The sequence below is a fragment of the Moorena sp. SIO4G3 genome (assembly GCF_010692305.1).
Lineage (GTDB): Bacteria > Cyanobacteriota > Cyanobacteriia > Cyanobacteriales > Coleofasciculaceae > Moorena > Moorena producens_A.
Genome location: NZ_JAAHIG010000135.1, coordinates 1 through 20,607 on the forward strand (window position 1 = coordinate 1; position 20,607 = coordinate 20,607).

21 protein-coding genes are annotated in these 20,607 nt (G+C 43.4%); 12 read left to right on the forward strand and 9 right to left on the reverse strand.

What is annotated here, in order from left to right:
* Positions 1 to 465: precorrin-3B C(17)-methyltransferase (locus F6J99_RS22350; RefSeq protein WP_293115447.1), on the forward strand; the 465-nt coding region annotated here is incomplete at its 5' end.
* On the opposite strand, the gene F6J99_RS22355 is transcribed toward F6J99_RS22350, so the two are convergent.
* The 3 genes from F6J99_RS22355 to F6J99_RS22365 all read right to left on the reverse strand — a co-directional run bounded on the left by F6J99_RS22355 (position 440) and on the right by F6J99_RS22365 (position 1,479).
* Positions 440 to 646 (reverse strand): hypothetical protein, encoded by a 207-nt coding sequence (locus F6J99_RS22355; RefSeq protein WP_293115449.1) that lies wholly within the window; start codon positions 644 to 646, stop codon positions 440 to 442. The genes F6J99_RS22350 and F6J99_RS22355 overlap by 26 nt on opposite strands.
* Before the next feature lie 66 nt (positions 647 to 712).
* A complete protein-coding gene (locus F6J99_RS22360) occupies positions 713 to 1,129 on the reverse strand; it encodes a hypothetical protein (RefSeq protein ID WP_293069633.1) in 417 nt (138 codons plus the stop codon).
* A gap of 188 nt (positions 1,130 to 1,317) precedes the next feature.
* Complete coding sequence (locus F6J99_RS22365; protein ID WP_293060731.1) at positions 1,318 to 1,479, reverse strand: hypothetical protein; 162 nt, start codon at positions 1,477 to 1,479, stop codon at positions 1,318 to 1,320.
* Between the two features lie 108 nt (positions 1,480 to 1,587).
* Here F6J99_RS22365 and F6J99_RS22370 point away from each other — a divergent pair, with 108 nt between their 5' ends.
* The 4 genes from F6J99_RS22370 to F6J99_RS22385 all read left to right on the forward strand — a co-directional run bounded on the left by F6J99_RS22370 (position 1,588) and on the right by F6J99_RS22385 (position 5,624).
* On the forward strand, positions 1,588 to 2,943 hold the full coding sequence (locus tag F6J99_RS22370; protein WP_293115451.1) for a transposase: 1,356 nt from the start codon (positions 1,588 to 1,590) through the stop codon (positions 2,941 to 2,943).
* A gap of 238 nt (positions 2,944 to 3,181) precedes the next feature.
* The gene (gene bcmE, locus F6J99_RS22375; RefSeq protein ID WP_293115453.1) at positions 3,182 to 4,447 is read left to right on the forward strand and encodes a thiamine pyridinylase; all 1,266 of its coding nucleotides are present in this window, start codon (positions 3,182 to 3,184) and stop codon (positions 4,445 to 4,447) included.
* Entirely contained in the window at positions 4,398 to 4,577 is a 180-nt protein-coding gene (locus F6J99_RS22380; protein WP_293115455.1) for a mannan-binding lectin, read from the forward strand. Before bcmE ends, F6J99_RS22380 begins: the two co-directional genes overlap by 50 nt.
* 201 nt (positions 4,578 to 4,778) lie before the next feature.
* Positions 4,779 to 5,624, forward strand: a complete 846-nt coding sequence (locus F6J99_RS22385) for an alpha/beta fold hydrolase (RefSeq protein WP_293115457.1) — start codon at positions 4,779 to 4,781, stop codon at positions 5,622 to 5,624.
* A 360-nt stretch (positions 5,625 to 5,984) separates the two neighbouring features.
* Here the strand turns inward: F6J99_RS22385 and F6J99_RS22390 are convergent, their stop codons facing one another.
* The gene (locus tag F6J99_RS22390) at positions 5,985 to 6,524 is read right to left on the reverse strand and encodes a PEP-CTERM sorting domain-containing protein (protein WP_293115459.1); all 540 of its coding nucleotides are present in this window, start codon (positions 6,522 to 6,524) and stop codon (positions 5,985 to 5,987) included.
* Positions 6,525 to 7,168: 644 nt separating this feature from the next.
* Between F6J99_RS22390 and psbQ the strand changes: the two genes are divergently transcribed.
* From psbQ to F6J99_RS22410, 4 genes are all read left to right on the forward strand, one after another.
* Positions 7,169 to 7,615, forward strand: coding sequence for a photosystem II protein PsbQ (gene psbQ, locus F6J99_RS22395; protein WP_293115461.1), 447 nt, complete (start codon positions 7,169 to 7,171; stop codon positions 7,613 to 7,615).
* Between the two features lie 577 nt (positions 7,616 to 8,192).
* Entirely contained in the window at positions 8,193 to 9,329 is a 1,137-nt protein-coding gene (locus F6J99_RS22400; RefSeq protein ID WP_293115463.1) for an FAD-dependent oxidoreductase, read from the forward strand.
* A gap of 233 nt (positions 9,330 to 9,562) precedes the next feature.
* Entirely contained in the window at positions 9,563 to 10,279 is a 717-nt protein-coding gene (locus F6J99_RS22405) for a hypothetical protein (protein ID WP_229424115.1), read from the forward strand.
* Between the two features lie 29 nt (positions 10,280 to 10,308).
* On the forward strand, positions 10,309 to 11,139 hold the full coding sequence (locus F6J99_RS22410) for a biotin--[acetyl-CoA-carboxylase] ligase (protein ID WP_293115466.1): 831 nt from the start codon (positions 10,309 to 10,311) through the stop codon (positions 11,137 to 11,139).
* Between the two features lie 99 nt (positions 11,140 to 11,238).
* Here the strand turns inward: F6J99_RS22410 and F6J99_RS22415 are convergent, their stop codons facing one another.
* On the reverse strand, positions 11,239 to 11,418 hold the full coding sequence (locus F6J99_RS22415; RefSeq protein WP_293115468.1) for a hypothetical protein: 180 nt from the start codon (positions 11,416 to 11,418) through the stop codon (positions 11,239 to 11,241).
* Positions 11,419 to 11,842: 424 nt separating this feature from the next.
* Here F6J99_RS22415 and F6J99_RS22420 point away from each other — a divergent pair, with 424 nt between their 5' ends.
* Complete coding sequence (locus F6J99_RS22420; protein ID WP_293115470.1) at positions 11,843 to 13,327, forward strand: peptidoglycan DD-metalloendopeptidase family protein; 1,485 nt, start codon at positions 11,843 to 11,845, stop codon at positions 13,325 to 13,327.
* A gap of 164 nt (positions 13,328 to 13,491) precedes the next feature.
* On the opposite strand, the gene F6J99_RS22425 is transcribed toward F6J99_RS22420, so the two are convergent.
* Positions 13,492 to 14,457, reverse strand: a complete 966-nt coding sequence (locus F6J99_RS22425) for a GDP-mannose 4,6-dehydratase (protein WP_070395703.1) — start codon at positions 14,455 to 14,457, stop codon at positions 13,492 to 13,494.
* Positions 14,458 to 15,390: 933 nt separating this feature from the next.
* Between F6J99_RS22425 and F6J99_RS22430 the strand changes: the two genes are divergently transcribed.
* Positions 15,391 to 17,034, forward strand: a complete 1,644-nt coding sequence (locus F6J99_RS22430) for an SLBB domain-containing protein (RefSeq protein ID WP_070396976.1) — start codon at positions 15,391 to 15,393, stop codon at positions 17,032 to 17,034.
* Positions 17,035 to 17,264: 230 nt separating this feature from the next.
* Here F6J99_RS22430 and F6J99_RS22435 read toward each other — a convergent pair whose 3' ends face one another.
* Positions 17,265 to 17,657, reverse strand: a complete 393-nt coding sequence (locus tag F6J99_RS22435; RefSeq protein WP_293064513.1) for an SCO5389 family protein — start codon at positions 17,655 to 17,657, stop codon at positions 17,265 to 17,267.
* Positions 17,658 to 18,166: 509 nt separating this feature from the next.
* Complete coding sequence (locus F6J99_RS22440; protein ID WP_293115473.1) at positions 18,167 to 18,409, reverse strand: hypothetical protein; 243 nt, start codon at positions 18,407 to 18,409, stop codon at positions 18,167 to 18,169.
* Between the two features lie 685 nt (positions 18,410 to 19,094).
* On the opposite strand from F6J99_RS22440, the gene F6J99_RS22445 reads away from it, so the two are divergent.
* On the forward strand, positions 19,095 to 19,697 hold the full coding sequence (locus F6J99_RS22445) for a hypothetical protein (RefSeq protein ID WP_293115475.1): 603 nt from the start codon (positions 19,095 to 19,097) through the stop codon (positions 19,695 to 19,697).
* 89 nt (positions 19,698 to 19,786) lie between these two features.
* Here the strand turns inward: F6J99_RS22445 and F6J99_RS22450 are convergent.
* Positions 19,787 to 20,607 (reverse strand): phosphatidylinositol-specific phospholipase C (locus tag F6J99_RS22450; protein WP_293115477.1); only part of this gene is annotated, 821 nt, incomplete at its 5' end.

Genomic DNA, 20,607 nt, shown 5'->3' on the forward strand with positions numbered 1-20,607 from the left:
TTAGAAGAATTGCGCTCTAGGGGCTGGGATGGTAAGACACCCCAGGTGCAAGTATTTCCTGGTATTACAGCCTTACAAGCTGCTGCCTCTCGTGTGGGAGCACCCCTGATGCATGATTTTTGTGCCATTAGTTTGAGTGATCTATTGACCCCTTGGGAGGTAATCGAAAAGCGTCTAGAAGCCTCAGCCGCAGCAGATTTTGTGACTGCGTTGTACAATCCGCGATCGCGTAATCGGACTGAGCAGATTGCGATCGCACAACGGATATTTCTCAAGCATCGTAAACCTGATACCCCTGTAGCCATTGTGGTTTCCGCCTATCGAGAGGATGAAAAAATCACTCTCACAACTCTTGACAAAATGCTGGAAATACCCATTGATATGCTGACTATGGTGCTGATTGGTAATCAAAGCACTGATCTTCATCAGGATTGGATGATTACACCACGGGGATATCAGGTTTAAGGTTATTGGGTTGAAGGTTATTGGGTTGAAGGTTATTGGGTTGAAGGTTATTGGGTTGAAGGTTATTGGGTTGAAGGTTATTGGGTTGAAGGTTGAAGGTTGTTCGCGTAGCGTGGCCATTCGCGTAGCGTGGCCCAAAGGCCAAGGCCAAGGTTGAAGGTTGTTCGCGTAGCGTGGCCATTCGCGTAGCGTGGCCCAAAGGCCAAGGCCAAGGTTATTGGGTTGAAACCAGATTCGCCAAGTTAAATCAGAGAAACAACTCAAACACCTGACGACAGAAATGTTTTAGCTTCTCCCCCACCTCAGCTGATGGCTGACAACTACCGATAATTTGCCAACGCTCCACTGTGGACAGTCGCCAAGCTTCTCCTTGATGGTTAAAGGCGGTCGCTTCCAAACCAATCAGCCGATGAGATTGATCCAAGTGGTCTTTATGAAACCGAATCTGTAACAAAATACTTCGACTTTGGAAGCGTCTACTCCAGCCAGGGAAGTGAAAGCCAATGTCAATAGAGTTAGGATCCACGAGTTCTCGGGTTTCCGGGTCATTTGTCCAAGGCTTGAGGTCAGCCTTGGCATCAGGGAATTCAGACTTAAACAAATTCACAACAGCCGCAATTTTGGTGGTGACTTCTAAGCCGATGGCTTGTTCAGCTGCGTTCACGCCTAATCTCCTATGGTTAACTGCTAGTAACGTAATTTGTATCTTTTTATTACAACCTAATACAAATCTACCCAATTATTTATAAAAATTTATACTTTTGTAGTATAAGTTAAATATTTCACAAAATAGGGGGAGTTTGAGGGGGCGAAATTCTCCCACCTCGTTCAGGTGGGGGATGGATAGCCCCTTCAAATACCAGAGATTTGTTTTCTGACCCAGCTCTCTATGTATTCTCCAACGCTTACCCCAGAGTCTTTAGCTGCTAGCTGCAACCACTTCCAAGTGCTATCTGTAAGCCAAATTCCGTGTTGTCTTTTCAGCTCGTCATAATGAGCGGGTGCTCCCCTCATTCTTTTCTGAGGATTTTTTCTCTTTGTACTTGACATTTATATTTACCATCAACTATACTAATAGTATAGCAAGTAAAAAGTACAAGATTCAAGGAGGTGATTTCATTCATGGGGACTCTTAGGCAAACGTTTCGTCTCTATCCCAATAAAACAGCTAAGTCAAAGATGTTTTATGCGAGAAAACTACATCAGTTACTTTACAATGCTGGGATAGCCGATCGTCGCTATGAATGGAAGGCTAACAAAAAATCAATAGGATACTTTGATCAACAGAATTGCTTGCCTGATTTCAAGAAGTGTTGGCCGGAGTACAAGGAGTTATACAGTACTTCTTTGCAGGCTACTATTAAAAGAGTAGATTTGGCGTATAATCGGTTCTTTCAAGGGTTGAGTGAAACTCCAAAATATAAACCAATTCGGAAATACTCTGGATGGACTTATCCCAGTAAAGCTGGTTGGAAGGTTGACACTGACGGGAAGAATGGCGTTTTGACGTTAAACGACCTTGGCATCACTATAAAAATGCGTGGTCAAGCAAAGTCTTGGGGAACTCCAACAACCCTAACTATTACTTACAAACCTAGTGTTAATGCTTGGTATGCTTCAATAACTGTCAAAGTAGAATCCCAAACAGTTAAATACGGATCAGGGTCTGACTTGACCTATGAAAAAATCGTAGCTTACGACTTGGGAACTGAGACAGCAATTACAGCTTTCAATGGCAGAGAGTTTGAGGAAATAGCCAACCAGCGCTTTATAAGAAACCTAGAACCCAAAGTTAAAGCCGCTGGTAAGCAAAAGCGCAGAAAACAGGCTCCTAATTTCAAGAAGGGGATAAAAGCGTCTAAGCGCTGGAAGAAGGCGAACAAAAAAGAATCCCAACTGAAGAGGAGGGTTGGGTTAGCGCGCAAAGATTGGCAGCACAAAGTTACGTCAGATTTATCTAGTCGTTATGACATCGGCGTAACTGAAAAGTTAAACACAAAAGGGATGACCCGAAAAGCTAAAAAAGGGTCAAAAAGAAAAAAACAGAAAGCTGGATTGAACAAGGCTATTTTGGACGTGGGATTCGGCACTCTTAATAAAATGCTGACCTACAAAATCGAAATCAAGGGTGGGATTGTCCTTCAATTACCGACTAGACAATTAAAGCCATCTCAGCGTTGTCCAGAATGTGGAAAGGTTCACAAAAGTTGGGCTGAATTATCGAATAGATACCATGTCTGTGATGCTTGCGGTTTTGAATTCGATAGAGACAAAACAAGCACAATGGTAATGTTCAATGCAGCTAATGGAAAACAGCCGGGGTACGGGACTGACCTCGACAAACGTGGATTTTCTAGCTCTACCTCAAAGACCAGTAAGCATACTGGATCGATGAGGCAACTAGGAAAGATGAAGCGTCAAAAATCACGCTCATCAGACGGGTCTGCTGATACCCCGTCCTCGTCCAGGGCGGGGTAGTTCATTCAATACCAGAACCAAGTGTTCCAGGGTAAGCGCAAGAAAAATGAACTTATAATATGCTAGGGGAACCGATGTCAGAATAAAGGTTTCCAATGGTTATTGGCTTCGATTTCCCCGCGTTACTCAACTCCAACAACTCGGCAATCCTTGGGACTGCTGCCTGCTACTGATTCTCAACAAGTTCAGCAGGCACTGATTGATCCGCGAGGGAAAAAAGGGGCTAAATTATGTAGTGATGGAAAAACTAATTAATGTCAGCTTGACGCTAATTTTCTTCTTGGCTATCAGTCTCCTAGGAATAGGAGAAGCATTGGCTACAGAGCTTGATGTTGCACTGTATCCATACGTTCCTCGGCTTGAGCAATTCCAAACAGCAATACAAGCTGAATGGGATTTGGTTGAACCAGACGTTCCCTTGAATTTCGTTCCTGCGGAGGATTGGGATGGGGGTTACTCGAAGAATCCTCCTGAAGATGCAGATGTTTATGTATTCGATGCCATGTTTTTCGACTACTTTCGCAATCAAAACTGGCTCGAACCGATACAGGCTAGTGAAATCAACAACTTGGAGGACTTCGTTGACTACGCAATAGATGGGGTTAAGGTAGGTGAGGAGTATTACGCAATTCCCCAGCTTGGCTGTGCAAGTCTCTTGTTCTATCACAAAGAGGATGCAGCAATTGCCAATGCAACGAAACTAGATGAAATTCAGAATGCTTTGGGTTCATGCACCTATACCAGCGAGATTCCCCCCGATATTCGGGGCATGATGCTTGATATGTCTAGTGCCACGACAAATGCTACTCTTTACCTAGACATTGCCCATAGCTTGACTGGACAATATCCCTTCCCATTGCCTGAAAATGAATCGCAACTTAACTCCCAGGCGATAGAGAACATGCAAGAGTTGCTAGGGATGGCAAGCTATGAGAATGCAACCGATTCTATGGAGCCCAAGCAGCAGCCCTACCAGCAGGCAGAGTGGTTTAGTAATGGTTGGGGACGTGCATTCATGGGCTATACAGAAGCGATATCAAACATGAGTGAAAACACAAGGCAAAACATTGGCTTCAAGGTCATGCCGTTATCAGATCAAGATCAATCCTATCCAGAAGTTTTCTATGCTGATCTGATTGGTGTAAATACTACAACTAAAGAGAGGGGGACACGTGACCTAGCTGTAAAGCTAGCTAATACGATGGCAGCCTCCACAACGATTATTGCAAGTATTGGAGCAGATGCAAGTCATCCCTATCCCCAGTATCTTATGGCCACTCGTCCCAGCGTATTCCAGACTCTTGAGGAATCTTTTCCCCTTTATGGTGATATGTTTCGGCTCATTCAAGGTCAGAATATTATTATGTTCAAGGTGAATGATCAAAGCCGTAGCTGGCTAGAGACAATGAAGAAAAAGATTCGTGATCAAGCTAGGCAGAATTATTCTTGCGGCTGTGATTATCCAGCTATCAAAACTATTATCAATAAAAACTATTATCAATAACACTTATGCTCCTGAGATTTGTGAAAATACATGTGCCAACTATGGCGGTTGGAACGGTCAGTGGACAAATGCATACCCAGCTGCACAAAAGAAATCTGTATGTGGTTGCAACCCATGCCCATTGCCATAAAAATCTGGCACCTGAGTCCTCACTTGTCTAAATTACCACTCAGCGGTAAGCTCATATAGCAATCCGATATCACAGTGGACAGTAACAGTTCTTACTCGGAACTCAGCACTCAGGACTGACGAACTATTTTCAACGGAAGTATTGTTCACCAATCGATGAGGATTGCCACACGACAAGCAACAGGGTAAAGGCAAAACAACCGTGTCAATCAGTGAACAATCTATAGAAGTCGGGTCTTGGGAATGGTTCTATCGGGAAGCTAAAGCAGTTGGCGATAGTAGAGGAGTGCCAATAATACTGCTTCATGGCTTACCATCCCAGAGTTTTTGCTGGTGTGAGATCATGCCAGATTTAGCTAAAGTGGGGTACGATGCGATCGCACCAGATTGGCTCGGTTCTGGATTATCCGCAAAACCGGATCGGCTTGACTTTCCCTACACACCAGATGCTTTCATTGAAGCCTTAGGGGATTTCCTTAAACACCTGGAAATCGAAAGGTTTTCCTTAGTTGTTCAAGGGTTTCTCGCCTCAGTGGGACTTCAATATGCCTTGCGTCACTCAGACCAGATTGAGCGTCTAGTGATTCTAAATACACCTGTCTCCTCGGCTGCCAAGTTACCCAGCAAGATGCAGCAATGGGGATGGCCATTCATCGGGGATATGTTAACCCAAGACCCCTTGTTAGTTGACCGAACTCTGGAAGGGGGGTCTCGCTATCGCATTGAAGACAACTATTTAGATCTCTATCGCAAGCCCTTCCTGAAAAGTTCTGATCCTGGACGTTCTCTGGTAGCGACTATCAAGAATATGCAGATGAACAAGTCTATGGCAGAAATTGAATCAGGTTTCCGCAACTGGGACAAACCAACCTTAATTGTTTGGGGACTCAAAGACCCTTGGCTTCCGGTTGAGCAAGCTGAGCAATTTGCTAATCAGCTTAAGAATAAGGAATTAGTGAAGCTGGAGGAAGCTGGACATTACCCTCAGGAGCATTGGTCGAAGGAAATTAGTGAAATCCTAGTGCCGTTTCTACGACGTAAAGCTTGAATTATAGCTCTACCGTACCTGTTATGCTAAATAAACAGTCTGTAAAAGGGAACAGGGAACAGCGATGCAGAGGTGCGACCCGTGGCGAATTTAATTCTTAATGCGGAAAAAGCACCATTACGGTCTTGGGGGTTTCCCCCATGAGCGACTGCATCAAGACGGGAACAGGGAACAGTGGAAAGAGGCTGTATTCAGTAATTTTTGTTAGTTGAAGAGCCTAATTTTATTTGTACAGTAAGCTTTCTGAGTTTTTTAACTGGAACTTTAGCATAAAAGGTACTGAAGAACCTGAATTATTAACTATCCGTGGCAATTAAACGATGTTCGCGATCAGCAGCAAATATTTTTTGATAATGATGTTTACTTTCTCTTTTTCAAAACACCACTGCAACCTGTAGCACCCAAAGCTAACAAACTAAAAAGAGCAGTTGGTTCAGGTGTAGATACTGGTGTAGATGCTGGGGTATCTGCACGTAAAGTGTATGCAATGTCTCCTGCACCAACTCCTTGAGGAAGATCGTATACAAAGAAAGCGTCACCAAGGTCTAAGAAACCCTCTATAAAAGAGAATTCATCATCTAACCAATGCAACCCTAAGAAATCACCATTGAAAAATTTAACTTCAGGATCGAATAAACCATCAGTTTCAGTGTAGTTAACACCATCCAATTCAAAACTGATATTGGAAACTGAGAAAAATTCGTAACCTATTCCCGTTAATACTGAATCATCAAACTCAAAAAATCCAGAGTAGGTTTCACCATCTAAAAAACCGGAATCTATACTAATTTCCAAATCATAAATAATGGAAGCTGCATTAACAGGATTAGCATGAATGACAGTGAAGCCAAGAACTGCACTTGTGGCAACGAAAGATAATTTTTTAAAAATGTTAGTCATGTTTTTTGTGTAAAAGGTATCAAGTCTTTGTAGGTTGTGTAGATTGAAAAGGTGTTAAACACCCTTTAGGTTCTAGAGTATGGCAAAATAATTACTGGCTTTTCTATTACTATAAAAAGATTGACTAGCAATAGCAATAGTGACAACACTCATGTCTGAAATAAAATTTAAGCTGCAGTAATTTAGTGAAATTACTTATTTTGATTTTTTTCAAAGTCATTTATTAAAAACTAGTTAATAAATGACTATAAGCGGTAAATAAAAAAGAACATTTTGCTAAAACAAACCTAAAATAATCATGATTTTATACAATGCAATTTTTCACAAAAAAGCAGATTATCAAAACTATAATAAAAACTGCCGAATATTCATTTAGAGTTAGAGTATCTTCCTGAATATAGTCCTAATTATCAAGTTGACATGCTCCCAGCAGCGTCTACCTGAGCAGCTCGTGATTTGATTAGTATTTCGCCAACCAAGATATTGCTGAAAGTAGTGCTTGGGTGGGTAAGCTTCGACACAATCAGTGGTCAAGCTGCCGTATTGGGTAGTGAACTTTGCGTTTGATGGGAGCAATATTGGGTTATAGTACGTGACGAACCTTAATTCTTTTTCCCGATCGGTTGGCTAGCGAACAAACAATGATGATGAGAAGTTATCGGTCTATTCTGACTGTGATTCTGGCAATGGTGATGACCTTTTTGGTCAGCTGTGGTAGCCCAAGTGCAACCACAGCTCCTACCTACACCCCTGAAAAAATTGCCCAAATCCAGACAAGTGCTACTAGAGTGCTTGAGCTTCGCGAGAAAATGCCAGTTCTCGAAGCCAACATTCAAGACGAAAACTGGGTAGATATTAGTTCATTTATCCATGGTCCGTTAGGAGATCTAGGGCTCAGCAGTAACTATCTGAGTGGTCAACTCCTTCCCAAAGACCAGAAAGCTGCCAAGGAAGCGGCTGAAGAATTGTTGAAATCTTTGGTTAAAATTGACGAGGCTTCTGTAGAGCGCAACTCCCAGCTAGCACTCAAAAACTACGAAGCAGCTTTGAAAAACTTTGATGACTTTTTGGAACTCATTCCCACTAGTTAGAAAGTTATAAAATATGAAGAATGAATTATGAAGTGTAAAGTGTGAAGTGTAAAGTGTGAAGCTTAACCTGTGAAATGAGGTGATTGGTGGCTCAGTGATGGTGAATGGCTCGTGCTTTAGACCCTGAAGGCTTACATCCTAGGGCTACAAAAACCAAATTCGCTCTTTGGGAAATAAAGATATAATCAATGTTTCCTATAGGTACACAGCTTTAGTTTATGTATCCTAACTAGGCACGGGTATCAGGAATCTTAGAGGTTGTCTGAGAAGTCTCATTTGCTACATCCAAGCCCCCTAAATCCCCCAATTTTGCGGTGCGACCCAAGGGCGATTTACTCGCCCATTGGAAAGCGCACCGGAAGGGACTTTTAGAATAAAATTGACTCTTTTCCCCCCCAAAGTTGGGGGGCTAGGGGGGCAAAATCCAGTATAAAAAAACTTGGGAGATATCCTCTTAACTCAATACCATTCCAATTCAGGTTGACTAAAAGCGTTATCAATAACCATAATTCATACATTAAAACTTCACACTTCATAATTTATACTTCATAATTCATACTTCATAGTCGATAAAATTGTGAGTAAAGTCGCTATTATTGGATGCGGTATCGTTGGAGCAGCGATCGCATATGAACTTAGTCGGGTAAATGGGCTAAGCATAACTGTCCTCGACAAGCATCTGCCAGCACAAGGCTCTACTGGTGCTGCTTTAGGGGTACTGATGGGTGCCATTAGTAAGAAAGTCAAGGGTAGGGCGTGGCAGCTGCGGCAAGCCAGTATCCAGCGCTATCAGACCCTGATTCCTGAATTAGAGGCACTCACGGGATACCAGATTCCAGTCAATCGCAACGGTATCTTGAAGCTGTGTTTGCCTGGAGAGGACTTGGGTTCTTGGGAAAAACTAGTACAAACTCGCCTCTCCCAAGGTTGGCAATTAGAAATTTGGGATGTTCCCCAAGTTAAGCACCGTTGCCCTCAGCTGAGTCAAGATAAATTTATTGCTGGAATCTATTCTCCCCAAGACCTACAAATTGATCCAACTGCCCTAACCCAAGTATTAGTGGCTGGTGCTGAGGCCAATGGAGTTAGGTTTAATTTTGGAATCACAGTAAAAGGATTTGAATCCATAGGTTCCGATCTCAACAATTCTCTCAATTGCTCCCAAATCTATACTGATGCTGGAACCCTAGAGATAGATTGGCTAGTAGTGGCTGCTGGGTTAGGTTCATCTGGGCTGATTAAGATGCTCCAAGCACCAGACTTGCAAGTTAGTCAAGCTCTACCTCTGACTCTCAAACCAGTACTGGGACAAGGAGTAAAATTGCGGCTGCCACAGCCCATGGGATATGAAGATTTTCAGCCAGTGATTACTCGTGATGATGTTCATATTTTGCCAGTAGGTAAGCAAGACTACTGGGTGGGCGCAACAGTTGAGTTTCCCGATGATGCAGGTAATGTGGAAGCACAACCAGGGTTACTGGAGGTGGTCAGACAGAATGCGATCGCATATTGCCCTCCTCTAGCCACAGCAGAGATTATCTACACATGGTACGGGTTACGCCCTCGTCCAGAAGGACGACCTGCCCCTGTCATTGATCAACTGTCTGGTTACAATAATGTTTGGTTAGCAACAGGTCATTATCGCAATGGTGTACTCCTCGCTCCGGCTACAGCACAACTAATTCGCATCGGAATAATTGGATCAGGAAAATAGCTAGAGGTGCGACCCGTGGCGAATTTAATTCTTAATGGTAAGAGCGCACAAGCATGTTTTTGTTGAGAGTTAATCTTGACATTTCACAGTTAACCGTCAATCGTCAAAAAACACCGATCAATTAAAATATATAGGTTAAATGTTCATTAACTGATCTTTGTAGGAGGCGCGGCGCAACCTCTCACGTTTAACCCCAATGGGGTGTCAGGGGAGTATCCAGCCGTGAATTTTTGATGAAATCTCGATGGTTAATCACGAGTTTGCTGATGGTGCTGATGAGCTGTGGCGAGTCGCCTACTCCACCACCTAATACAACAACAAGTTCCCAACCGATGCCAACCCCGCCTAAGTTAGAGGACACATCTAAATCTGGCAGTTCAAAGTCCACAGCCAAACTGTCTCCTCCGGCATCAGTTGCCTTTACTATCTCTGCTAAAGGAATTGGACCGGCTAAGTTGGGAATGACCTTGGGACAGCTGAAAAAATCCCTAGGGGATAAAGCAAAATTTGAGGTCAAGTCACCGTTTATTGTCGGTTTCGATGCGATCGCAGTTATCCAATCAGGACAACCCCAATACTATATTCTTTACCCGATGGGAACACCTATGGGTAATTCAAGCGTAATGGAAGTGTTATTTACCGAAAACCCTAACTATCGTACCACCAAAGGTGTTGGTCCTGGCATACCCCTTAAACTAGCTGAGCAAGCTTACGGTGACGCTACCTTGTCCTTTAACTATGCCAGCGAGTCTCGGGAATACGTCAATTTTGCCAACCTATCACAAGATATAGCCTTTCGCATGGGAGTAGCCGCCAATGATACTAATAATCAGTTTTCTGGCATTTATGTTAAACCGTTGAAAGAATATAACCAAACCCAGAACTATCGCGACTCAGCGACAATTAAATCCGTAGAAGTCTATTGCCGAGATAAATGTCCTTCACCCTAAATACTCATTTACGTGAGCTTATCATTTAAATGCATGAGAGCTCATTTAATCAACAAGCGTTTGAAATTGCACTGGAAGCAGTAAGGGAACAGTTGCCCCTCAACTCCCCAGGCATGGGGCAATCCCCACCAATTCCCCTACAGGTCTTTGACACTCTCCCATCCACCAACCAAACCCTTTGGGAATTGCTCAACCAAACTGCAACAGTTCCCACCATGGTTATTGCTGGGCAACAGACAGCAGGGCGGGGACAGTGGGGACGACAATGGCAATCTCCAAAAGGTGGACTCTACTTATCATTAGCTTTAGCTCCCAAGTTACAGGCATTGGACAGCTCCCAGCTAACCATGTGTAGTGCTTGGGGAATTGCTACAGCTTTGAGAGCTTACGCCATACCAGTGTCTCTGAAGTGGCCCAATGACCTACTGCTTAAGGGACGTAAACTCGGAGGTATTCTAACACAAACCCGTGTCCAACAGGGTCAAATTACCAAAGCAGTCGTGGGTGTCGGAATCAACTGGAGCAATCAGGTGCCGGAATCTGGCATCAATTTGCGCTCATTTTGGCAACCCGAGCCCTCTCCCACTGTGACGTCTATAGAAATGCTGGCTGCCATTGTTTTACAAGGACTACTGTCCGGATATCAACTCTGGTCAGAGGAAGGAATGAATAGTTTGCTACCACGATATCTAGCGCTATTCAATTATCAAGGAAGCCAGGTCATGGTAGAAGGAAATCCAGGCATCATAACAGGGGTAACCCCTAGGGGCGAACTGCGAGTGCATCTACACGATACTCCGACCCCAAAAGAAATTTTGCTCAAGCCCGGTACAATCAGTCTTGGCTATCGTAGTTGTTGAGAACTCTTATGGTTAAGGGTCAAATGTTAAAGGTTAACCATTAACAAACAGCGATCAAGGTTAATCAACTAATCAACAAAACAGCAATTATGGCGTTGCTTAATAATGGAATGATTTTAAGATTAGGTGCGCTTTCCGTGATGGCGAGCAATCCCTCGCGGCCTTGGGTCGCACCTGTGGAATGGGCATCAGGCGTGGAAGCGATGCAGCGCGGTCTTGGGAAGGCAGCGCCTTCATGTGGGGGTCCCCCCCATGAGCGACTGCCGTGGTTTCCCCCACTCGCGCTTTGCATCAAGACACAGGCATCTTGCCTGTTACAGTTTCGCACCTGTGGAATGGGCATCAGGCGTGGAAGCGATGCAGCGCGGTCTTGGGAAGGCAGCGCCTTCATGTGGGGGTCCCCCCCGGAGACGAAACCTGATTACGTTGAGCCTTTATGGTTGGTCGGCTATGCAGAAAAGGGGTAAAACTTATTGATTAAGGCGAGCCTGTCTTACGGTAACTTCTAACCATGAGCGACTGCCGTGGTTTCCCCCACTCGCGCTTTGCATCAAGACACAGGCATCTTGCCTGTTACAGTTTCCGGGCGGGCAGGATGCCCACTCTACTCCTATTCATTCCAAGACTGACGCAACGCCGGAATTATGGCTGATGGCTGAGCCGAGCGAGTATAACTGTGTAGTAATTATTTAGTGAGTCGTAAATGACCAAAGAAAACTCCCCTGGTAGCACCCTGTATAGCATTTTCTACCGATGCCCAAAACTCATCCATGGACTGAGTGTGATGAGTAGTATTGGTGTCCTCAGCAGCGGTATGGTTGTGGCAAAAACTCAGTCACCCATAGAAGCTGTATCAGTAAACACGACTACCAAATCTATAACGGAAGCAGCATTTGATCCAATTCTTATTGCTGCTTTGCCTAAACCTACAGCCCCAACCTCTTTTCCGGTGCCAGCTGTGCCAGTGGCAAAACCAGCCCCAGCAAAAGCTCCTTCAAAACCAGTAGCAGCAACTAAGGTCACTAAACCCATTGCCCCACGAGCACCAAAAGCTGCCCGGAAATCAGTAGCTCCCTCCGTGGCTATCAAGGTCAAGAAACCTATTGCTCCACCAGCTAGGAAATCTGTCCGGACAAAAGCGATCGCAGTCAAACCAGTACAGCGTAGAACCCAATTCTCTGTACCAGCTAAAGCCACTGTCGCCAAGCCACCCAAAGTCAAGCTCAATCCAGTAGCATTACAGCCTAGAGTTCCAAAAGCGGCTGCTAAAAATAGCTATATTGACCGCACAAACTACAATGTTGGTGCCACTAAACGGTACACTCCCCCCTCGGCAGTTGTTTTAACTGAACGGTCAAGGGGTTGTCGGACTGTAGCCAGAAATGGGCAAGTCAGGGGGAATTGTGGTGTTGCCCCGAGGCGTCAACCAATTGCTATCACTGGAGGTAGACGGAACGGTAGAGTAACTCAATTACCCAGACCACGAGTAATTGGTACTCAAACTGCTAGATATAATCCGGTTCGACCAGTCCGATTTAATTCAGTTCAACCGGCCAGATTTAATCGGGTGAAACCTGTCAAGAGTCGTCCAGCTAAATGGGTTCCTCGTGGGATTAGCGTTGCTCGGCGGAATAGGTCTGTCCGTAAACTTCCTACAGCCTTAGCCTACTACAATCTCACCCAACGACCCTCAGGACTGGCCAATTTCAGGCAATCCAGCTTTGTGTTCCCCGTAACCATTCCTTCTGCCATTAGCTCCCTATTCGGCTGGCGGATTCATCCGATTTCCGGTAATCGCCGTTTCCACGCTGGTACAGATATAGCAGCACCCCTAGGTACTCCGGTTGTTGCTGCCGCTGATGGTGAAGTAGTAACAGCTGACTTCTTAGGTGGCTACGGTTTGACCGTTATGGTGCGCCATGAGGAAGGTACCCAAGAAAGCCGCTACGCTCACCTATCAGAAATCTTCGTCCAACCTGGGGAATGGGTACAAAAAGGAACTGTAATTGGGCGCGTTGGCAGCACCGGTAATTCTACTGGTCCCCACCTACACTTTGAATGGCGGCATGCCACTCCCCAAGGCTGGGTAGCAGTGGATGCTGGCTCCCATTTGAAATATTCTTTAGGTCAACTAGTCCAAGCCCTACAAGTAGCCCAAAATACCTCCTTTTCCCTACGAGGATTTTAGGCTGCTGATGGGGTGATGGGGTGATGGGGTGATCAAGTGATGGAGACAGAGTTATATCAGCAGCACCAGTTATATCACCATCTCAGTCTCCAGTCCCTTGTCACCCTTCACCCTTTACCCTTTACCCTTTACCCTTCACCCTTTGCATGCAACCATGCAAGCCTTTATTTAGACAAACTTTCCCACCGAGCTTCCACCATCATTCGCACCACATCCGGCATTTTGTATTGGGCTTGCCAGCCTAACTTATCCCTTGCCTTAGCTGGGTTAGATTTCCCTAAAGCCAAATCAGTCGGTCGGAATAAGTTGCTATCGGTCACCACATGCTCTTGCCAGTCCAAGTCAAGTGTAGCAAACGCCGTTGCCACGAAATCTTCTAATTTATAACTCTCTCCTGTCGCTATTACATAATCATCTGGCTGGTCTTGCTGTAGCATTAAATACATTCCTTGAACATATTCAGGAGCCCAACCCCAGTCACGCTTAATTGCCATATTGCCCAAACGAAGCTTCTCTTTACTACCGTTAGCAATCCGACAAGCAGCACTAACAATTTTTTGGGTCACAAATCGTTCTGGTCGTAGGGGAGACTCATGATTAAATAAAATACCAGAGCAGGCAAATAACCCATAGGCTTCACGGTAGTTAGCTACTTCCCAAAACGCTGCTGCTTTAGCAACACCATAGGGACTTCTGGGACGAAAGGGAGTCTGTTCATCAGCGGCTTTGTCTCCAGTATCCCCAAAGCACTCACTAGAACCAGCGTTATAGAGTTTAATGGGAGCACCAGTAAAGCGAATTGCCTCTAATAAATTAATCGTGCCAGTTGCTATGCTTTCTAGGGTTTCTACCGGTTGTCCAAAAGACAAACCCACTGAACTTTGCCCAGCCAAGTTGTAAACTTCATAGGGTTGGAATTTTGTTAGCACTTGCAATACACTACGAAAATCCGTGAGTGTCATTGATTCCAATTTAATTTGGTCTCGGATACCCAAATACACCAATTTCCTAAAGGAGGACATTTGAGCATCCCGTGACGTGCCACAGACAGTATAGCCTTTGTCTAAGAGCAACTTTGCTAAATAGGCTCCATCCTGACCAGATACTCCACAAACCAGTGCCTTTTTCATTAACTTTTCTCAGAAAATAAACGATTCATGTCATGATAGGATTAACTATCCATGTTAGATATCAAGAATCGCAGTGTACAATGAATAAAGAAGAATATCGATAAATATATATAAATAGGGATAGATCTAAATAGATAGATTATGAGTGAAATATTAAGTTATGGTCGGCAATATATAAACGGGAGGCAAGCTCTAAATATAGATAAGATTAAGTGAATTCCCTAGGGAATTCAAACGATAAGAGCATAACTTATAATTATTTAAATTATAACTATTGTTGACAAACTATTTTGTTGATACTGTTTTCATTAATTATTATTCTCTGTTACCTGTTTCCGACAACGGCGACGAAGTCTATTGTTTTATTAAATAACTTTGGTTCTATTTTAAATCGTCACCAAAAAAAATAAGACACCCTTCTGCCTTGATGAATGGCAAGCTACTAGTCAAGTATAACCTGCTAACTTAGAGTTGACAAAGGGAAACAGATTAGCGTCAGTGCTATTATGTGGGTATTAATAATTAACTATGACTAATTACATATACCAGCAGTTGGTTCGATGGGGAACTTTCCAGCTACGAGTATCCTCTAAGTAGAACAAACCGATCACGGCTCTTTAACAATGTCCCTCTACCAGGCTAATCTATGTGTTCACCAATTGTCAGTTGTCAATTGTTATCAAATCCCAACCACAATCAGAGACGTCATAGTAGTGAGTGCGCTTTACCTATAGCTTGCCTATCAAGAGATGAAACCCTAGACCAGATCAAGCTCACCAATAACCAATAACCAATTACAAATGACAGGCCAAGGGAAGCGTCAATGAACCCTAAACAACCCTAAACACAGTCGTGACGTGGCTTGAGTGACAACATATTCCGGATTTTCTGAACAATTTAGTGTGTCTTTATCTAGCAAGAGTCAATATGTTTATGATCAATACAATTAACCCAGGGAAAAAAAGACCCCTTGATATATTAAGCCAAATTGCTAAGAATCACAGTAGTCTACAACCACGATTGACTAGACCAGTGGTGGGTGTAAGCTTACTGGTGGTTTCCGCTATTACCCTACCTACACCTACCCTAGCTCAAATTCCTTCAATCAAAGTACCAGCTCCACCATCCCCGATCGAGGTACCAGCTTCAACATCCCCGATCGAGGTACCAGCTCCACCATCCATTGCTGACTTCATTGAGGTGAATCAGGGTAACACCGTATCAGCCGCCACACCCCCTGTGCGTAACTCTTTACCACCAGATAGAGCTTATACCCTTGATGCTGGAGATGTTCTGACCATGAATATCTTTGATGTTGATGAATACAGTGGTCAGTATCAAGTACTGGTGAACGGTTCCCTGAACCTACCCTTGATTGGTAGTGTCGTTGTAAGGGGAAAAACCCTCGATCAAGCTAGCGAACTCGTTACCAGTGCCTTCTCTGTTTACATCAAACGCCCAGTCGTTTCTTTGGGTCTGGTCAAAGCCCGTCCTTTAAAAATTTCAGTAGCTGGGGAAGTGAGTCGCCCTGGAGCCTACACCATGGGTCTGAATGAAGGACAGCAATTTCCCTCCCTGACTCAAGCAATTAATTTGGCTGGGGGAGCTACCCTAACAGCAGACGTTAAGCAAGTAGAACTCCGGCGTCGTGAAAGCTCTGGGCAGCGCAATACTTATTATATCAATCTCCAGCAATTGATTAATAGAAGTGATATCAGGCAGGATGTTACCTTGCGGGATGGGGATGAAATCTTGCTCCGAACTACTACTGCTATCAACCCAGAGCAAACCCGTCTATTGTCCAATGCCAGTTTTGCAGCTAATGCCAGCCGTCCGATTCAAGTGGCTGTGGTAGGGGAAGTGGTTAACCCAGGAGCTTATGTGGTCAAGGGAGAAACTCTGGGTAATAACAACATTAACATCGGTAGTGCTGATATCCGTAGCACCAATGCACCACCAACTGTAACCCAAGCGATCGCGATCGCTGGAGGCATTACCCAAGACGCTAATGTTCGCCAGGTTAAAGTGCGACGTTTGACCCAAGGGGGTACACAACAAGAAATTGCCTTGGATTTTTGGCAATTGTTGCGACAGGGTGACCTAACTCAGGATATCCTCTTAAAGGAGGGAGATACAATTCTTGTCACCAAAGCTGACGAAATTGCTCCAGAGGTAGCATTGGCATTAGCAGATTCCAACCTTTCTGCTGCTGCTATCCCCGTCAATGTGGTTGGTCAAGTTCAACGACCTGGTAATGTCCAAGTCAAGCCCAATTCTCCTCTTAATGAAGCCTTGCTTGCAGCTGGGGGATTTGATGATGTTCGTGCTGAAAAAGGTTCTGTTGAATTAGTTCGCCTGAATCGCAATGGCACAGTTGAAAAAAGAGACATTCAAATCGATTTTACCGCTCCAGTTAACGAGGAAACTAATCCGACCTTGCAGCCTAATGATGTGATTATTGTTAAACGGGATGGTGTCGCAAGAACTGCGGACAATGTTGAAAGGATTTCGAGACCTGCTAGCGGTATTTTCAACCTAATTGAATTACCAATTAGATTATTTAATCTTCTATTCTAGTTTAGCTGTCAGCGATCAGTATTAAGCATTCAGCTTATTTCTTGATCGCTGATGCTTTCGATCACATTAGTATTTTAATACTGAGTTTAGAGATAAGTCTGATGAAATGGAGAGTCATTCTTGAGCCTGCCCCCCTTGAGCTGCTGGAAGGTTCTTTGACTTGCGAGGTTAGTATTTAATGATGTCTATTTTAACCAGAGGCTTTAGTAGCTAGAGCCTCTGGGTAAGTTTTAACAATCGATCAGTTCTGGTGTCTGGTTCAGAATTTGACTCCTAATAGAAATAAAGTCTTGATAAGCGGGTGATTCTAAAGCTTCTGGACGAAATATAGCGGTTTTGTGGCAGTTTTGAAAGGCTAACTTGATCCCGAAATAACGTTCGACTGCACCACGAATCGCATCCCCACCTATCATCCGCAATAGCTGGGCTCGATCTTGTTCAGTTGGTGGTGGTACCGAATGCTCTACCCATTCCGCTTCACCTTGTGCCAAGCGCTTGGCCAGGTCTTCCACAATTCCAAAGGCATAAGGTAACGATTGCCTAATGCTGTCAATAAAAGCTTCTTGATTAACCTCGCCCTCCTGTGCCTGCTTCAAGAGCTCTGGAGTAATGTTCAGTGACATAGGCTTTTCCTGAATATCCCTAATAAACAAAATAGTTATCAGAGGTTCACACTTAGTTGGCTGAACCTCCCAGGCAACAGTCTATCGTGATAATGATTCTTTTTATTGTTAATAATAATCATTTTTAGTAAATAAATATTACGATGCAGGCGGTTAGAGACGTACTATGCTATGCCAGTAGGCTTGGTCAGTTTTGGGAGAATGCGATTAGCCCGAAGGGCTACGCTACGCGATGAAGCGTTCGCGAAGCGTGGCCAAAGGCCTCAGCTTCCGCGCTTATGCGATCGCACAGCATCCTAGTACCAAAAAGATGACGCGCCAGTCAACTGACTTGCAATGCAGCCAAACTCTCCGCTATTTGGGGAATATCTCACTGAAACTCGATCAAAAACTCCTATCCTTCCACTCCAGCATGTTTATAGCTGCCGCCAGTTTTCGGTCTGTAAACCAGCTTCACCTTTAATGAATAATGAAGTCGCTGATCACGCAAGTATCGAGAAGGTATCGCATCAAAATAATTCCGGTTCACGAGGTGGCAGAAGTTGATCACGATAGGACTCGAAAGCCGGGAAATCAGGAATTCCTTCATAAGACAATACGACATCAGACCACTGGGAAATAGAGCTAGGTGCCGTTTGGATTAGCTGGCGTAACGCTTGGAGAACAAGGGTTTGGATTGGGAGATTTGATTGAACTGCTTGGCGAATGAGGTCTTGTTCGAGATCTGGAGGTAGGTCGATGGTAATTTGCATAGGTCAGATTCTTGGTATTAAAGTGCTGAAGTTGTATTGAAGTTGATGAGCTTGAATATATAAGGCATGATTGTCCGAAAGTTAGTTCTATGAGCAAAGTTCCTAACCCCACCACGAGGGTAGCGCGCCACTACACCGATTCCTGCGGGGCTATGTGAACTTTTTTGAGTCAACCAGGGTATTATACCTAATTAATTTTTGAGACTATCAGCCCAAATTTCGATTTTTATTAGCATATTGATTAGCTCAAAAATCAAACAGCTTTGCTCCCTCTAACTTACCTGAAAGTTGACACAAAGGTGACATCATTTATAGTCTAAAATGGTGAGTTAGAAAGTACCCATAAGGGTACTGTTAAACTGACCCCACAGTTGTAATATAAAGCTGTACCAAGAAACACTGATACAGTTAAACCAGTCAAGCAGCTAAATGGCAGGAAAATAGTTAAATATTAACTGTCATTCCGCAATGGTATTTAGCATATTCTGATGATGATAATAGACTTGAAATTGATGAAAATATTGACAGTGAACCCAGTATTCCAGGTATTCGTGACATATTTTTTTGGGATACTGCAACGGATAATTTTAAGGATACTGGACAATATCAAGTCGATATCAAGTGCTTTATTGGGTAAACAATCTTAGTCAATATCTATGAGCACCTTGGAGGTGTCAAAATACTAATGAAAAAGCTGTTGCTCAAAATTTCGACATTAACAATTACTTTCACTAGTATAATTGTTGGTGAAATCCTGATATCAAAACCCGTTTCTGCCTATTGTGTTTATAACTATTCAAAGACTACTACGATTACAGCAGTTCAGCTTCCATTAATCGATAGGTCTTTCAAGGAAGTAATTCAGCCCAATAATCATGCATGTTGTCCTTGGTATGAACCTACTTGTGTAGCCGAAGGTAAAAAAGATAAATATGCCAAAACCCCCTTTATAATTTATGAGGGAAACATAGACGAAGATATCCGTAATCTTCTAATTCAGGATATCTTTACAGCGAGGCGTGTCCTTAGAAAAATTAATTCTGATTTAGACCCTTTGATTCAACAAATTTTTTATACCCAAGATATCCCACCAATACAAGATAATATAGCAGAACAGATTTATTCATTATTAGATAAATATGTTCCTAAAGAGCGAGGTTTGGGAGTAGTGCAAACTTATAATGGTGGGATTATTCATTACAATGGTCCTGTACCACTAGGATGTTGGGCTGGTCCATGTAGGGGTCAAGATATTAACAGAAATGGTACAAGAGGACCCTTTCGCTGAAATCTAAATTTAGATGCCTTGCTGTTGGGCGTTGCTGAATCTTCGAATGAATAGAAGTAGGGTTTCATTCGAAGATTCAGCAACGGCACTTAAATAGGCATCTCCGCTCGATACCTATTTAATTTGATTATTTCATTAATTAAATCCGCTCCAGGAAAGTCCGCCATGATAATCCCGGTAAAATTTATCTTTCCATTCCGAATATATGCAAGTGTTTGTTCATTTGTTCTTTTGGCAACATAGGAAGGAGTGATTAAGGTAATGCAAGGTCCACCTCCTACGGCACTCAAGTAGTTAATATAAATAAGATTTATATCTCCATTTTTAGCCTTTTTAATATGATTTTTTATATTAGTCCATTTTTTAGATAAATTTTGACTAGGGGTCTTGAAACAATCCAATGACCAATTATCTTGTATATCAAATTTTCTGTAGTGCAACCCAAATTTAAAAGGTGAAGTGGTAGCAAAATCCTGAAGAATCACAATCTTTCCTCTGACCTCGTTTAATGTAGGATTCTGGCTCGTTGGCTTCCAGATATAATTCTGATACTTTTTCTCATACCACTCAAATGTATCTTCAAAAGAGCGTGTGGTGTTCTTAGCTTTATATTCTTGCTTCACACGTATTAGAATTGCTTCACTCGGATTATTCTCCAAAAATTCAGTCATAGATACCATCACTCGACCAAAATCTGTCTTTTGATAAACAGAGCCGTGATGGATGGTAAAAATATTTTCAATATGACGAGCACGAATATCAAAAACCCGCACTCCGGATTCCAATTGAGTCTTGAGAGGTATGGATTGAGTCTGTACCCATGATCCACCGTGAAATGACAATGAATCATGTGTTCCAGGTAAGGACAACTCACTCAGACGAAGAGTTCCTGATACTCCACTCATCCAGT